Source organism: Streptomyces cyaneochromogenes (assembly GCF_003963535.1).
GTDB classification, from domain to species: Bacteria; Actinomycetota; Actinomycetes; order Streptomycetales; family Streptomycetaceae; genus Streptomyces; species Streptomyces shaanxiensis.
In genome coordinates this window covers 2,169,735-2,183,858 of sequence record NZ_CP034539.1, presented here as the reverse complement: position 1 = coordinate 2,183,858, position 14,124 = coordinate 2,169,735, and the positions used below count along the sequence as shown (strand labels likewise).

Sequence of the window (14,124 nt, the reverse complement as noted above, 5' to 3'; positions counted from 1 at the left end):
CAACTGTCCGGACGGGAAAGGGCTGGAGCGAGCGGATTAGCGGCTGGTATCGTCGCGATCTTCGGCCGGCGGCCCGCCGCCGCGCACGGAGTCCTGACGGGACGACCCTCCATGTCCTCGCCCTCCCTCGACGCCGCCCTCGCGGACATCGACACCGTCTTCAACGGCTTCGCCAGCCCCTCCGAGACCGGCTGTGAGCGGTGCTTTCTCCCGGAGGAGACGGCGTATCTGCGCACGCCGTACACGCGCGTGCCCGCCGGTCTGGTCGGCAGGTTCGTCTTCAAGGTCCCCGGCCACTTCGAGGACCACGCCGCCGTGATGCGGCGGCTTCTGCCGCAGGCCGCGCATGCGATGGCCGAGGGCACACTGGACGGCGTCGGCTGGGGACACCACGGGTGGAGCCGGGTCGACTGGCGCGCCTGGCCCGCCGAGCAGGCGGCCGCCGTCGAGGCGTTCGTGTACGCCTGGTGGCAGGACGTTCTCACGGCGTCCGAGCCGCCGTACCCCGTGGCCGATGTGTTCGAGACCTGCGCGATGATCCTCGGAACCATGACGCCGCTGCTCGACCGTTGGGGCAGCGGTCCTGTCGCCGACGCCCACCTCGCGAGCTGCGCGGCGACGTGGCTGTACGACCTGGACTCCGACGCCGCGCCGTTGCGCTGGTGGGATCACGACGACGAGGCCCCCGTCGTCGCCGAACTCCAGTCCTGGCTGACCGCACACGCCCCCGCCCGCCTCCGCGCCCAGGGCGAGCCCGACCTCGCGATCCGCGCCGAACTCCTCGCGCTGCCCTACGACGAGCGCTGGGCCCACCCGTACTGGACCAGGCCCTCGGCCACCAACTGAGCGTTGGACACGGCCCGTTCCCCGTCCGGCAGGACCAGCGTGTCCTCCAGGCCGATGCGCGTCGCCAGCCCCAGCCGCCCCGCCAGCCTCAGCACCGGCCACGCCCCGCCGTCCTCCCCGTGCAGCAGCACGGGGCGGTCGAACGTCGAGCCCAGGTCGGCGAGCAGCGCACGCGCGCTCTCCTCGGCCGTCTCCGCGGAGGGGTCCGTCACCTCCACCAGCACCCGCAGCACCCTCGGCCCCAGCGGTGAGGCGGCGAACCGCGCCGCCCCGTCCGTGCCGGACCAGATGCCGGCCTCCACGCCGATGTTCCGCTCGATCAGCGCCGCGGCCACGGCCTCGGCACCCTCCTCGTGCCAGTTGACCGAGGCGTGGTCCGGCAGCACCGTCCAGCTCCGGACATGCTGCACCCGGGCCACAGGGTCGGGTTCCGCCCAGGCGCCCGTCGTCACCCCGACCGGCACCGACACCCGGGCCCGTATCGCCTCCAGCGTGGGCGCGAGCACGCGCGGCGACAGACTGTCCTGTCCGCAGGGAGTCTTGGCGTGGACATGGATGTCCGTGGCTCCGGCCGCGACCGCCTCGGCCGCGGAGTCGGCCAGCGCCTCCGGCGAGAGCGGCACCGCGGCACCGTCACCGGCCCCTCGGGGCCCGTTGAGACACACCTGGATCATGTCTCGATGGTGCCAGTCACCACTGACAACGGCGGGCGGAGAAAGCGGGGAACCCTACGCATACAAGAGGGGGTGCGGCATCCCCGGCGCACCCCCGTCGTACTAGGCGGACATGAGCAGCCGCCGTTCGCGCCGCGATGCCGCGAGCGCTTCCGGCGTGAGAATCGGACGCGGCACCACGATTCCGCAGTCCGTGCAGACCGGGCCCGACGACGGTTCATGGGCCAGGTCGTACATCCAGATCAGCCGCTCCCCGCCGCACACCGGGCACTCCGAGCCCGGATCGCGCTCCAGCGCGGAGATCAGTCGGCGCAGCACCTCGGCCAGCGGTTCGTGCGGGTGGACCCGGGGGTTGTCGCACCAGGCGACTCCGAAACCGCCCCAGGTCAGCCGGTGCCAGTCGTCCACGCTGCCCGGCCTGCGCAGTCCGTCGTGCTTTTCCTTCTTGCGCCGCTCGGCGAACTCGACCTCATAGGCCAGCCAGACCGAACGCGCCTCTTCCAGCTCGTCCAACGCGGCCACGAGCCGCGCAGGATCGGGGGAGCGGTCCTCCGGACCGAATCCCGCCCGGGAGCACAAGTGGTCCCAGGTCGCCCTGTGCCCGTAAGGAGCGAACCGCTCCAGGCACTTACGCAGCGAGTAGCGCCGCAGCGCCAGATCGCACCGCGTATCTCGCACCTGTCTCGCCAGACTCCGGAAACCGGCCATCGCCCTGCACCTCCGTCACATCTGCACCTGTACTTCGGTCACTTCGGCGTCGCCGCACGGACTTCGCGCGACGTTGACGAATAGACGTATCGACAAGCGATTCGGCTCCATCCGATTTCCGATGACCTCCATAGCGAGTCCTGGTGACTCCAAAAAGTGACGCATGTTCATCTTCAATCCCGGGGATACCGCCGGTAACGTCCCGGCCCCCCCTCGTCGGTAGGAGCTGCCATGCCACGGCGTATCCCCCGTAACGCCCTGTCCAGACTGAGAACTCCCGGCAGATTCCCCGGGTTCCTGAAGACGGCATCCGTATGCGCGCTGATTGCCGGTCTTTTGTCACCTCTTTCCCAAGCGGTGGGCACGCCCGAGGCAGCGGCGGCGGAGGCGACGGCCGCGAACGACCACTGCGGCAAGCAGTGCTCCGACATCCTGCCGCCGGGGCAGAACGGCAACGCCACCCTCGCCCAGATCCTGCTCAACCAGGCCTTCGGAGCCATGCCCGAGCATGCCTCGGACCAGTTGGGCCCGTACGCCAACCTGGCCAAGGGCTACTCCGGCCTCACCAACGCGACGATCAACTCCTTCTTCAACGATGCCTCGTTCGGTGTCCCCTCCGACCAAGTCGCCTCCACCGTCAATCCCGCCGGGCGCGGCGACGTGACGATCGTCCGCGACAAGAAGACGGGTGTGCCGCACATCACCGGTACCACCAGATACGGCACGGAGTTCGGCGCCGGCTATGCGGCCGCCCAGGACCGGCTGTGGCTGATGGACGTCTTCCGGCACGTCGGACGCGGCCGGCTGACCTCCTTCGCGGGCGGCGCGGTCTCCAACCAGGGCCTGGAGCAGCAGTTCTGGCGCCACGCGCCCTACACCGAAGCCGATCTGCAGGCCCAGATCGACAACGCCGTCGCCACCAACGGCGAACGCGGACAGCTGGCCCTCGCCGACGCCAAGGCCTACCTCGACGGCATCAACGCCTACATCGACGCCTCCGACAGCGGCCGCTACTTCCCCGGCGAGTACGTCCTGACCGGCCACAAGGACTCCGTCACCAACGCCGGCACCATCGAGCACTTCAAGATCACCGACCTGGTCGCGCTGGGCTCCGTCATCGGCGCCCTGTTCGGCTCCGGAGGCGGCGGCGAGGTCAACAACGCGATCTCCCTGCTGGCCGCCCAGGAGAAGTACGGCGTGGCCGAGGGCACGAAGCTGTGGGAGTCGTTCCGCGAGCGCAACGACCCCGAGGCGGTCGTCACCGTCCACGACAAGAGCTTCCCGTACGCCACCAAGCCCGCCGACCCGCAGGGCGAGGCCCTGCCCGACGCCGGATCGGTGACCGAGGAGCAGCTCGTGTACGACCGTACGGGCAGCGCGGCCGGCACAGCCGCGACCAGCGCCTCCACCACGGCCGCCGCGACCGCCATGACCTCGGCCAGGCGGGGCATGTCCAACGCCCTCGTGGTGAGCGGCGAGCACACCGCGAGCGGCCACCCGGTCGCCGTCTTCGGCCCGCAGACCGGCTACTTCGCGCCCCAGTTGCTCCTGCTCCAGGAGATCCAGGGCCCGGGCATCAGCGCACGCGGCGCCTCCTTCGCCGGCCTGAGCATGTACGTCGAGCTCGGCCGCGGCCAGGACTACTCGTGGAGCGCCACCACCTCCGGCCAGGACATCATCGACACCTACGCCGTCGAGCTGTGCCAGGACGACCACCACTACCTCTACCGCGGCACCTGCACCGCGATGGAGAAGGTCGAGCAGAAGAACGCCTGGAAACCGACGACCGCCGACAGCACCCCCGAGGGCTCGTACACGATGCGGGTCTGGCGCACGAAGTACGGACCCGTCACGCACCGCGCGACCGTCGGCGGCAAGAAGGTCGCCTACACGACCCTGCGCTCGTCCTACCTGCACGAGGCCGACTCGATCATCGGCTTCCAGATGCTGAACGACCCGGACTACGTCAAGGGCCCCGAGGACTTCCAGGAGGCGGCGCGGCACATCAACTACACGTTCAACTGGTTCTACGCCGACTCCGAGCACACCGCCTACTACAACAGCGGCGACAACCCGGTCCGGGCGACCGGCGTCGACGCGGAGTTCCCGGTGTGGGCGCAGTCGGCGTACGAGTGGCGGGGGTGGGACCCGGCGACCAACACGGCCCAGTACACGCCTGCCTCGGCGCACCCCAACTCCCTCGACCAGGACTACTACATCTCCTGGAACAACAAGCAGGCCAAGGACTACACGACCGCTCCCTGGGGCGACGGCTCGGTCCACCGCGGCAACCTGCTGGAGAACCGGGTCAGGGAACTGGTCGACGCGGGCGGCGTGACCCGAGCCTCGCTGGTGAAGGCGATGGCCGACGCGGGCCTGGCCGACCTGCGGGCCGAGGACGTACTGCCGGACCTGCTCAAGGTCGTCACCAGCTCCACGGTGACCGACTCGGCGGCCGCGGCGGCCGTGAGCAAACTCCAGACGTGGCTGTCGGCGGGCGGCAAGCGCACCGAGACGTCCGCGGGTTCGAAGAAGTACGCCGACGCCGACGCGATCCGCATCCTGGACGCGTGGTGGCCGCTGCTGGTGAAGGCGGAGTTCGAGCCGGGCCTCGGCAGCGAGCTGTACGCCGCGATGACGAACAACCTGCCCATCGACGAGTCCCCGTCGGCCGGGCACGGCCCGACCGGCTCGCACGCCGGAAGCTCCTTCCAGTACGGCTGGTGGAGCTATGTCGACAAGGACATCCGGGCCGTGCTCGGTGAGCCGGTCCAGGGTCCGCTCGACCGGAAGTACTGCGGCGGGGGCAGCCTCAGCGCCTGCCGGGACATCCTCATCAGCACCCTGAAGGAGGCGGCCGGCAAGACCGCCGCCCAGGTCTACCCGGGCGACGACCAGTGCTCGGCGGGCGACCAGTGGTGCGCAGACTCGATCGTCCAGCGCACCCTGGGCGGCATCAAGCACGGCAGGATCAGCTGGCAGAACCGGCCGACGTATCAGCAGGTCGTGGAGTTCACTTCACACCGGTGATCACGTCACACCGGTGATCACGTCCCAACGGGGACGGGTTGCCGGCGGCGGGTCACTTGACGCGGCCCGCCGCCAGCACCACCTGCGCCAGCTCCCGGTGCACGATGTCGCTGTGCGCTCCCGCCGGTGCCCCGCCACGCCTGACGACCGCCGCCGCGTCGATGTTCACGCACCCCGAGGTGGGCAGCTTCCCCTCCAGCGCGTCGGCCAGCTTCAGAGACTTCGTCCCCGGCACCGCCTGCACCCCGTCGTGCCCCAGCGCACCCCACTTGTCGCCCAGCATCCGGCCGATCCCCTGGGCCGCGACCCCGCGCGCGTCCCCCGCCATGCGGGAGGCCAGCGGGTACATCGTGGACAGGGCCGAGTCGTGCCGCGAGTAGCAGCACACCAGCGGCCCGTCGATACGCTTGTGCTGGCCTTCCAGGACCCCGCCCGCACGGGCGTCGTGCGGCAGCCGCGACGCGAACGCGTAGTGCGAGAAGGCGCCCTGGAGCAGCGTCACGGACTTCACCGTGCGCACCCCCTTCGGCAGCCCGCGCAGTGCGAACGACACCAGCCGCGCGCCGAAGCTGTGCCCCACGAGATGCACCCGCACCTCGGGCTCCCGCGCGGCCAGTTGCCCGATCACCCGGCCCAGCCCGCGCTCACCGACTGTCCCCGCGCGCCGCTTCATGGCGTAGTACGTCGCCTGCCGCAGCAGTTCGTGCGCACCCTCCCACGGGTTCGGCAACGAGAAGGAGGCCGCGCCGTCCGGCGCCCCGTCGGGCGACTCCAGCAACGTCAGCGCCTGCGCGAACTCCTTGCACGCGGCCGCGACGGATCCCGAGAGCATGTCCGGCGAGTCCTGCGGCACCCCCTCGCACAGCGTGTCCGCCGCGAACAGCGCCTGCGGACCGGGCGGCACGACGTCCACCAGCATCCGCACCAGCCGCCCGAACTCCTCCAACTCGGCCTCCTCGCGCGGCTGCTGGTCCAGCATCCGCGCGATCTGGTCGATCACGGTCGCCCGCCCCGGGAACGTCTCCAGCAGCGCGTGCCGCGTGTCCTTGTCGAGCGCCGGCCGACGGGGCATCTCGGCCGCCAACGCCCGCGGGAAGTCAGGGATCGGCTCGTCGGAGAACCGCATCGACGGCCAGACCACGCCCACGTACCCGATCTTCGCCGTGGGGACGAGCCGCGGGATCGGCGCGAAGAAGCCGTCGTAGAGCCGGGTCGCGCCCGAGCGGTCGTTGTTCCAGCCGTGCGCGAAGACGATCAGATCGCGCACGCCCTTGCGCGTCACGCCGTCCAGCAGCCGGTCCCGTCGGCGGGCGTCCGGATCCCCGTCCGCGTCGAAGGTCAGCTCCCAGTAGGGAGTCACGCTCACTGCCGGATCCGCCATGACAGGCCCCCTCGTCCCCCGAAGTGGTGCGATACGGGCGCATCGTCCTGCCGGCGGGCGGGAAAGGCCATACGTCGTCACCCATCAGTGGGGCGCTCATTTGTACAGCAGGTACTCCTTGCGCATCCGCCGGAACGCCGCCAGCTCCTGCTGCCAGCCCGCCACCACCTCGTCGGCACTCGCGCCGGCGTCGATCATCGTCCGTACCCGGGTGGAACCGGTGAGCTTGTCGATCCAGTTGTCGGCGCGCCAGGCGAAGCCGCTCCAGACCTTCTTGGCGGTCACCAGCAGGGCGATTCCGGTGCGGACGGGGTCGTACGCGGCGCGGTCGTGGACGTGGAGTTGCACACCGCCGATGGTCTTGCCCTGGAACTTGGAGAACGTGGGCGCGAAGTACGCCTCCCTGAAGCGCACGCCGGGAAGGCCGAGTTCGTTGGCCGTCGCCGCCCAGCGTCCGTCGATGCCCTCCGCGCCCAGCAGTTCGAAGGGGCGGGTGGTGCCGCGTCCCTCCGAGAGGTTCGTGCCCTCGAAGAGACAGGTCCCGGAGTACACGAGGGCCGTGTCCGGGGTCGGCATGTTCGGGCTCGGCGGCACCCAGGGCAGGCCCGAGGCGTCGAAGAAGTCGGACCGCCGCCAGCCCGTCATCCATACGGTCTCCAGGGGGACCGGGGTGGTGAGGAACTCCTCGTTGAACAGTCGGGCCAGCTCGGCGACCGTCATGCCGTGCGCCTGGGAGACGGGCTGTCGGCCCACGAAGGTCGCGAACTCCTTGTGGAGCACCGGGCCCTGCGCCGCTCGTCCGGTCACCGGGTTCGGGCGGTCCAGGACCACGAGGCGTCTGCCCGCCAGTTGGGCCGCCTCCATGCAGTCGTAGAGCGTCCAGATGTAGGTGTAGAAGCGGGCGCCCACGTCCTGGATGTCGAAGACCACCGTGTCGACGCCGGAGGCGGTGAAGATGTCGGCGAGGGGACGGCCGCTCTTGAGGTACGTGTCGTAGACCGGGAGGCCGGTCGCCGGGTCGTCGTAGCGGCCTTCGGAGCCGCCGGCCTGGGCGGTGCCGCGGAAGCCGTGTTCGGGGCCGAAGACGGCCCCCAGGTTCACCCTTTCGTCGGCGTGCATGACGTCTACGATGTGGCGGACGTCTCGGGTCACGCCGGTGGGGTTGGTGACGATTCCGACCTTCTGGCCTTCGAGGACCGAGTAACCGTCGGCTGCGAGCCGCTCGAAGCCGGTGCGCAATTGCGTGTGGCGCTCGGACGCCGATGCTGCCGAAGGTACGGCTGCTGCTGCCGTTGTCGCCGCGAGGAGAGCTCGTCTGGATAGGCGCATGGGGGGCACGGTATTGCTCTCGCAGGTTGCGGGGAAGATGCGGGTGAATCGTGGCTTGTCGCGCCCACGCGGCGGAGCCGCAGGTAGGTGCAGTCCCGCGTCCCTGGTGGCGTGGCGGTCGCCCTTCCCAGCAACATACCGACCGGTTAGTCTGATGTCTTGTCGAGCCGCAGTCGAAGGAGACCAATGGTGGACGCCGTGCAGGGTGCTGGGGTAGTCGTCACGGGGGCCGGGGGCGGTATCGGAGCTGCCCTTGCCCGCCGCTTCGCCGCCGAAGGGGCTCGGGTCGTCGTCAACGACTTGGATGCCGACAAGGCTCAGGCGGTCGCCGACGAGATCGGGGGCACCGCGGTCCCCGGGGACGCCTCCGCGATCGTCGCTGACGCCCGTGCGGCCCTCGGCGGCACCGTCGACGTCTACTGCGCCAACGCCGGTGTCGCCTTCGGTGGGCCCGATGTGGCGGACCTCGCCGACGGCAAGGCCTGGGCGCTGTCCTGGGACGTCAACGTCATGGCCCATGTGCGTGCCGCGGGCGAGTTGCTCCCGGAGTGGCTGGAGCGCGGCAGCGGGCGGTTCGTCTCCACCGTCTCCGCCGCCGGGCTGCTCACCATGATCGGGGCCGCGCCCTACGCCGTCACCAAGCACGGCGCGTACGCCTTCGCCGAGTACCTGTCGCTGACGTACCGGCACCGAGGGATCAAGGTGCACGCCATCTGCCCGCAGGGTGTCCGTACCGACATGCTCGCCGCCACCGGAACCGCCGGTGACCTGGTGCTCAAGCCGACCGCCATCGCGCCGGAGGATGTCGCGGCCGCCCTGTTCAAGGGCATGGAGGAGGACCGGTTCCTGATCCTGCCGCACCCCGAGGTCGCCGGGTACTACCAGGCGCGGGCCGCCGAGCCCGACCGCTGGCTGAGCAACATGAACCACCTCCAGCAGAAGTGGGAGGCGAGCCGGTGACCGAACCCTCCCGCTACTCCGCCAAGCCCTGGCTCGCCCTGCTCACCGACGCCCAGCGTGCGCCGATAACGCCGGACGACTCACCGGCGCACGCCCTGCGCCGGGCCGCCGTCGACACCCCCGAGCGCGTCTTCCTCGCCTACTTCGACGGCCGACTGACCTACCGCGAGGTCGACGAGCTCAGCGACTCGGTCGCCGGGCACCTGGCCGCCCGCGGTCTGGAGCGCGGCGACCGCGTGGCGATCCTGCTGCAGAACTCCCCGCACTTCGTGCTCGCCCTGCTGGGTGCCTGGAAGGCGGGGGCGGTCGTCGTGCCCGTCAACCCGATGTACAAGTCGGGGGAGGTCGCCCACGTCCTGCGGGACGGTGACGTGGCCGCGCTGATCTGTTCCGACCGGGCCTGGGAGTCGTATCTGCGCGAGACAGCGGCCGACTCGCCGGTGCGGATCGTGCTCACCGGGTGCGAGTTGGATTTCCAGACTCGCAACGACGCGCGCGTGCTGTCGTTCGAGCGGCTCGCGCAGGCCGACGACACCGACGACCTGACGAGCGTGGCCCGCGCCGGCCACAAGGCGCCGCAGGGGCGCGACCTCGGTCCGTCCGACATCGCGCTGATCAGCTACACCTCGGGCACCAGCGGCACGCCCAAGGGAGCCACCAACACGCACGGCAACATCATGTACAACGCCGAGCGGCAGCGGACCGGACTGGACCTGCCCGACCCGCCCGTCTACTTCGCGATGGCGCCGCTGTTCCACATCACCGGGATGGTCGCCCAGCTCGCCGCCTGCCTCAACAGCGCGGGCGTGCTCGTGCTGGCGTACCGCTTCGAGGCGGGTGTCGTGCTCGACGCGTTCGCCGAGCACGGGCCGCACTACACCGTCGGCCCCTCGACCGCCTTCATGGCGCTGGCCGCCCACCCGGGCGTCACCCGCGACCACTTCGCCTCCTTCCGGATGATCTCCTCCGGCGGCGCGCCGCTGCCGCCCGCCCTGGTGGAGAAGTTCCGGGCCGGCTTCGGGCCGTACATCCGCAACGGCTACGGCCTCACCGAGTGCACCGCCCCCTGCGCCTCCGTCCCGCCCGGCCTGGAGGCCCCCGTCGACCCGGTCTCCGGGACGCTCGCGGTGGGTCTGCCGGGGCCCGAGACGGTCGTACGGATCGTCGACGACCTGGGGCAGGAGGTGCCGTTCGGCGAGCAGGGGGAGATCCTCGTACGAGGGCCGCAGGTCGTCCCCGGATACTGGCGCCGCCCCGAGGCCACCGCCGAGACCTTCCCCGACGGCGAGCTGCACACCGGCGACATCGGCTTCATGGACGCCGAGGGCTGGCTGTACGTCGTCGACCGCAAGAAGGACATGATCAACGCGTCCGGGTTCAAGGTGTGGCCGCGCGAGGTCGAGGACGTGCTCTACACCCACCCGGCGGTGCGCGAGGCGGCCGTCGTAGGGGTGCCCGACGGGTACCGCGGGGAGACCGTCAAGGCGTACATCAGCCTCCGTCCGGGTGCGGAAACGGACCCCGACGCACTCGCCGCGTACTGCAAGGAGAGACTGGCGGCCTACAAATATCCCCGGCAGGTGGAGATCCTGCCCGACTTGCCCAAGACGGCTAGTGGGAAGATCCTCCGGCGGGAACTTCGTTCCCGAGTGGACAACGGCTAGACAGCAGGCAGACATCTCGGAAGGGCAGGTGGCGGCACAGTGGCCAGGACGATGGACGGTGACGGTACGCCCGTCCCGCAGCGGCTGCTCGCCGCCGCCACCCGGCTCTTCGCCGAGCGGGGCTACGACCGCACCTCGGTGCAGGAGATCGTGGAGGCGGCCGGCGTCACCAAGGGGGCGCTGTACCACTACTTCGGCTCCAAGGACGACCTCCTGCACGAGGTGTACGCGCGCGTGCTGCGCGTCCAGCAGGAGCGGCTCGACGCGTTCGCGGACGCCGACGAACCCATCGAGAAGAGACTCAGAGGCGCGGCCGCCGACGTCGTCGTCACGACCATCGACAACCTCGACGACGCGATGATCTTCTTCCGCTCGATGCACCACCTGAGCCCGGAGAAGAACAAGCAGGTGCGCGCCGAGCGTCGGCGCTACCACGAACGCTTCCGTGCGCTCGTCGAGGAGGGCCAGGAGTCGGGCGTCTTCTCGAAGGCGACCCCGGCCGACCTGGTGGTGGACTACCACTTCGGCTCCGTCCACCACCTGTCGACCTGGTACCGGCCCGACGGCCCGATGAGCCCGCAGGAGGTCGCCGACCACCTTGCCGACCTGCTGCTGCGCGCACTGCGTCCCTGAGACCCACGTGTAAGGGGCGGCCGCAAAGGCGGCCGCCCCTTACACACGTCCGGTTACAGGTACTTCTTCAACTCCCGCCGCGCCAGCGACCGCTGGTGCACCTCGTCCGGCCCGTCGGCGATCATCAGCGTCCGCGCACTGGCGTACAGCTCCGCCAGCGGGAAGTCCTGGCTGACGCCGCCCGCGCCGTGCAGCTGGATCGCCCGGTCGATGATGTCGACGACCGCACGCGGCGTGGCGATCTTGATGGCCTGGATCTCGGTGTGGGCGCCCTTGTTGCCGACGGTGTCCATCAGCCAGGCCGTCTTCAGCACCAGCAGCCGCAGCTGCTCGACGGTCACGCGCGCGTCGGCGATCCAGTTGTGCACCACGCCCTGCTGGGCCAGCGCCTTGCCGAACGCCGTACGGGACGCCGCCCGTCGGCACATCAGCTCGATCGCCCGCTCGGCCATGCCGATCAGCCGCATGCAGTGGTGGATCCGGCCGGGGCCGAGCCGGGCCTGGGCGATGGCGAAGCCGCCCCCCTCCTCGCCGATCAGGTTGGACACCGGCACGCGCGCGTGGTCGAAGATCACCTCGGCGTGGCCGCCGTGGGAGTGGTCCTCGTAGCCGAACACCTGCATCGCGCGCTTGACCGTGACACCCGGGGTGTCGCGGGGCACCAGCACCATGGACTGCTGACGGCGGATGTCCTCGCCGTCCGGGTCCGTCTTGCCCATCACGATGAAGATCTTGCAGTCCGGGTTCATCGCACCGGAGATGTACCACTTGCGGCCCGTGATGACGTACTCGTCGCCGTCCCGCTCGATGTGCGTGGTGATGTTGGTGGCGTCCGAGGAGGCCACGTCCGGCTCGGTCATGGCGAACGCCGAGCGGATCTCACCGGCCAGCAGCGGTTCCAGCCACTGCTTCTTCTGCTGGTCGTCGGCGAACTGCGCCAGCACCTCCATGTTCCCGGTGTCGGGCGCCGCGCAGTTCGTGGCCGTCGGTGCCAGGTGCGGGGAGCGGCCGGTGATCTCGGCGAGCGGGGCGTACTGGAGGTTGGTGAGTCCGGCGCCGTGCTCGGCGTCGGGGAGGAAGAGGTTCCACAGGCCCTGCCTGCGCGCCTGCGCCTTCAGCTCCCCGACCACGGCCGGCGTGTCCCACGGGGACGCCAGCGCGGCCCGCTGCTCCTCGGCCACCGCCTCGGCCGGATAGACGTACTCGTCCATGAAGGCGAGCAGCTTGCCGCGCAGCTCCTCGGTGCGTGCGTCGAACGCGAAGTCCATGTCCGTCAGCCTTCCTGGATGCCGTCTTGAAGAGTGGTCAGGCCGTGCTCGATGAAGACCGGCACCAGGTCGCCGATGCGGTCGAAGCCGCGGCCGACCGTCTGGCCCAGCGTGTAGCGGTAGTGGATGCCCTCCAGGATCACGGCGAGCTTGAACCAGGCGAACGCCGTGTACCAGGAGACAGCGGAGACGTCGCGCCCCGAGCGCGCGGCGTACCGCTCGATCAGCTCGGCCGGGTCCGGGTGCCCGGGGGCCTCGGCGGTCGTGGAGACGGGGGAGTCCGCCATGCCCAGCGGCATGCTGTACATCACCAGCAGGCCCAGGTCGGTCAGCGGGTCGCCGAGGGTCGACATCTCCCAGTCGAGGATCGCCTTGATCTGGTCGTCCGCACCGATCAGGACGTTGTCGAGCCGGTAGTCGCCGTGCACGACGGCCGGCGCGGGGGAGGCGGGCAGCCGCCGTCCGAGGGTCGCGTGCAACTCGTCGATGCCGGCCAGCTCACGGTTGCGGGAGGCGTCCAGCTGCTTGCCCCAGCGGCGCAGTTGCCGGTCCAGGAAGCCCTCGGGGCGGCCGAAGTCGTCCAGGCCCACCGACGCGGGATCCACGGCGTGCAGCTCGACCAGCGTGTCCACCAGCGACAGCACCGCGTCGCGGGTGCGCTCCGGGCCGAGCGGGGCGAGCTGGTCGGCGGTGCGGTACGGGGTGCCCTCGACGAACTCCATGACGTAGAACGGCGCCCCGAGCACCTCCTCGTCCTCGCACAGCAGCACGGGCCGCGGCACGGGCACGTTCGTCGGGTGCAGCGCGCTGATGACGCGGTGCTCGCGCTTCATGTCGTGCGCGGTGGCGAGGACGTGGCCGAGCGGGGGCCGCCGTACGACCCACTTCGAGGCGCCGTCGGAGACCATGTAGGTGAGGTTCGACCGTCCGCCCTCGATCAGCCTTCCGGTCAGCGGACCCTGCGCCAGACCGGGCTGCTCGCGCTCGAGCAGGCCGCGCAGCCGGTCGAGGTCGAGTCCGGGCGGATGGTCGGTGCTCATACTGCGCTCCTAAAGGCACGTGAACGGGACCTGACTTATGATGCCGACCAGTCGGTATGTCGTCCAGTGGGGGAGCCCAACGTGATCGGGGCCACCATAGGCCGACAGCTCCCCGCGCAGAGCGCCGGGGAGCTGTCGTGGTGTCTTCTCGGCCAGTGCGCCGAGTCGGTGCGGCCTGGTGGGCGCGGCTTGGTGGTGCGGCCGGGTGGGCCCGGTGGTCAGTGGTCGTCCCAGTGGCCGTCGTGCGCGGCGTGCCGGTGGCCGTCGTGGACGTAGTCGACGTGGTCGCCGTGCAGGACGCTCTCGTGCCCGCAGTCGGCGCCGTGCTGGTGGGAGTGGCCCTCGTGTGCGACGTGCCCCTCCGTCTCGCACTCGTCCCAGTGGCCCGCGTGCTCGCGGTGCAGATGGCCGTCGTGCGCGTAGTCCGTGTGGTCACCGTGCGGTACCGCGGTGTGCCCGCAGTCGGCGCCGTGGGCGTGTGTGTGGGAGAGGTGTTCCACGTGCAGGGTGGTCATGGTGCTCACCTTCGAAGGTGCGGGTTGTGACGTCGACAGGCTGCCACGCGAACGCCGCATATCGGGCCATTCGGCT

12 protein-coding genes are annotated in these 14,124 nt (G+C 70.4%); 5 read left to right on the top strand and 7 right to left on the bottom strand.

Features of this window, described 5'->3' with window-relative positions; genetic code table 11:
- Positions 1–111 precede the first annotated feature (111 nt).
- The gene (locus EJ357_RS09615; protein ID WP_126390571.1) at positions 112–846 is read left to right on the top strand and encodes a hypothetical protein; all 735 of its coding nucleotides are present in this window, start codon (positions 112–114) and stop codon (positions 844–846) included.
- Here the strand turns inward: EJ357_RS09615 and EJ357_RS09610 are convergent.
- Together EJ357_RS09610 and EJ357_RS09605 are read right to left on the bottom strand one after the other, a co-directional pair.
- Entirely contained in the window at positions 792–1,520 is a 729-nt protein-coding gene (locus EJ357_RS09610) for a 3-keto-5-aminohexanoate cleavage protein (protein ID WP_175647348.1), read from the bottom strand. The two genes, EJ357_RS09615 and EJ357_RS09610, sit on opposite strands and share 55 nt — an antisense overlap.
- 102 nt (positions 1,521–1,622) lie before the next feature.
- A complete protein-coding gene (locus tag EJ357_RS09605; protein ID WP_126390569.1) occupies positions 1,623–2,228 on the bottom strand; it encodes a hypothetical protein in 606 nt (201 codons plus the stop codon).
- Positions 2,229–2,459: 231 nt separating this feature from the next.
- On the opposite strand from EJ357_RS09605, the gene EJ357_RS09595 reads away from it, so the two are divergent.
- Positions 2,460–5,258 (top strand): penicillin acylase family protein, encoded by a 2,799-nt coding sequence (locus EJ357_RS09595; RefSeq protein ID WP_126390567.1) that lies wholly within the window; start codon positions 2,460–2,462, stop codon positions 5,256–5,258.
- A 52-nt stretch (positions 5,259–5,310) separates the two neighbouring features.
- On the opposite strand, the gene EJ357_RS09590 is transcribed toward EJ357_RS09595, so the two are convergent.
- Both EJ357_RS09590 and EJ357_RS09585 read right to left on the bottom strand, forming a co-directional pair.
- On the bottom strand, positions 5,311–6,639 hold the full coding sequence (locus EJ357_RS09590; RefSeq protein WP_126390565.1) for a serine-threonine protein kinase: 1,329 nt from the start codon (positions 6,637–6,639) through the stop codon (positions 5,311–5,313).
- A 96-nt stretch (positions 6,640–6,735) separates the two neighbouring features.
- Complete coding sequence (locus EJ357_RS09585; protein WP_126390562.1) at positions 6,736–7,968, bottom strand: exo-beta-N-acetylmuramidase NamZ family protein; 1,233 nt, start codon at positions 7,966–7,968, stop codon at positions 6,736–6,738.
- 186 nt (positions 7,969–8,154) lie between these two features.
- Between EJ357_RS09585 and EJ357_RS09580 the strand changes: the two genes are divergently transcribed.
- From EJ357_RS09580 to EJ357_RS09570, 3 genes are read left to right on the top strand one after another with little or no spacing between them, the layout of a single operon-like run.
- Positions 8,155–8,928, top strand: coding sequence for an SDR family oxidoreductase (locus EJ357_RS09580; protein ID WP_126390560.1), 774 nt, complete (start codon positions 8,155–8,157; stop codon positions 8,926–8,928).
- Positions 8,925–10,592: a class I adenylate-forming enzyme family protein gene (locus EJ357_RS09575; RefSeq protein ID WP_126390558.1), complete on the top strand. Its 1,668-nt coding sequence runs from the start codon at positions 8,925–8,927 to the stop codon at positions 10,590–10,592. Before EJ357_RS09580 ends, EJ357_RS09575 begins: the two co-directional genes overlap by 4 nt.
- Before the next feature lie 39 nt (positions 10,593–10,631).
- On the top strand, positions 10,632–11,225 hold the full coding sequence (locus EJ357_RS09570; protein ID WP_126390556.1) for a TetR/AcrR family transcriptional regulator: 594 nt from the start codon (positions 10,632–10,634) through the stop codon (positions 11,223–11,225).
- A gap of 53 nt (positions 11,226–11,278) precedes the next feature.
- On the opposite strand, the gene EJ357_RS09565 is transcribed toward EJ357_RS09570, so the two are convergent.
- The 3 genes from EJ357_RS09565 to EJ357_RS09555 form a co-directional block, all read right to left on the bottom strand.
- Complete coding sequence (locus EJ357_RS09565; protein ID WP_126390554.1) at positions 11,279–12,493, bottom strand: acyl-CoA dehydrogenase family protein; 1,215 nt, start codon at positions 12,491–12,493, stop codon at positions 11,279–11,281.
- 5 nt (positions 12,494–12,498) lie between these two features.
- Positions 12,499–13,533, bottom strand: coding sequence for a phosphotransferase family protein (locus EJ357_RS09560; RefSeq protein ID WP_126390552.1), 1,035 nt, complete (start codon positions 13,531–13,533; stop codon positions 12,499–12,501).
- A 218-nt stretch (positions 13,534–13,751) separates the two neighbouring features.
- Positions 13,752–14,048, bottom strand: a complete 297-nt coding sequence (locus EJ357_RS09555; RefSeq protein WP_126390550.1) for a hypothetical protein — start codon at positions 14,046–14,048, stop codon at positions 13,752–13,754.
- Between the last annotated feature and the right edge of the window lie 76 nt (positions 14,049–14,124).

What these genes read in the sequence shown, in the direction of transcription:
- EJ357_RS09555 (WP_126390550.1), bottom strand. Translation starts at nt 14,048, where the DNA reads ATGACCACCCTGCACGTGGAACACCTCTCCCACACACACGCCCACGGC.
- EJ357_RS09605 (WP_126390569.1), bottom strand. Translation starts at nt 2,228, where the DNA reads ATGGCCGGTTTCCGGAGTCTGGCGAGACAGGTGCGAGATACGCGGTGC.
- EJ357_RS09585 (WP_126390562.1), bottom strand. Translation starts at nt 7,968, where the DNA reads ATGCGCCTATCCAGACGAGCTCTCCTCGCGGCGACAACGGCAGCAGCA.
- EJ357_RS09615 (WP_126390571.1), top strand. Translation starts at nt 112, where the DNA reads ATGTCCTCGCCCTCCCTCGACGCCGCCCTCGCGGACATCGACACCGTC.
- EJ357_RS09610 (WP_175647348.1), bottom strand. Translation starts at nt 1,520, where the DNA reads ATGATCCAGGTGTGTCTCAACGGGCCCCGAGGGGCCGGTGACGGTGCC.
- EJ357_RS09565 (WP_126390554.1), bottom strand. Translation starts at nt 12,493, where the DNA reads ATGGACTTCGCGTTCGACGCACGCACCGAGGAGCTGCGCGGCAAGCTG.
- EJ357_RS09590 (WP_126390565.1), bottom strand. Translation starts at nt 6,639, where the DNA reads ATGGCGGATCCGGCAGTGAGCGTGACTCCCTACTGGGAGCTGACCTTC.
- EJ357_RS09595 (WP_126390567.1), top strand. Translation starts at nt 2,460, where the DNA reads ATGCCACGGCGTATCCCCCGTAACGCCCTGTCCAGACTGAGAACTCCC.
- EJ357_RS09560 (WP_126390552.1), bottom strand. Translation starts at nt 13,533, where the DNA reads ATGAGCACCGACCATCCGCCCGGACTCGACCTCGACCGGCTGCGCGGC.
- EJ357_RS09580 (WP_126390560.1), top strand. Translation starts at nt 8,155, where the DNA reads ATGGTGGACGCCGTGCAGGGTGCTGGGGTAGTCGTCACGGGGGCCGGG.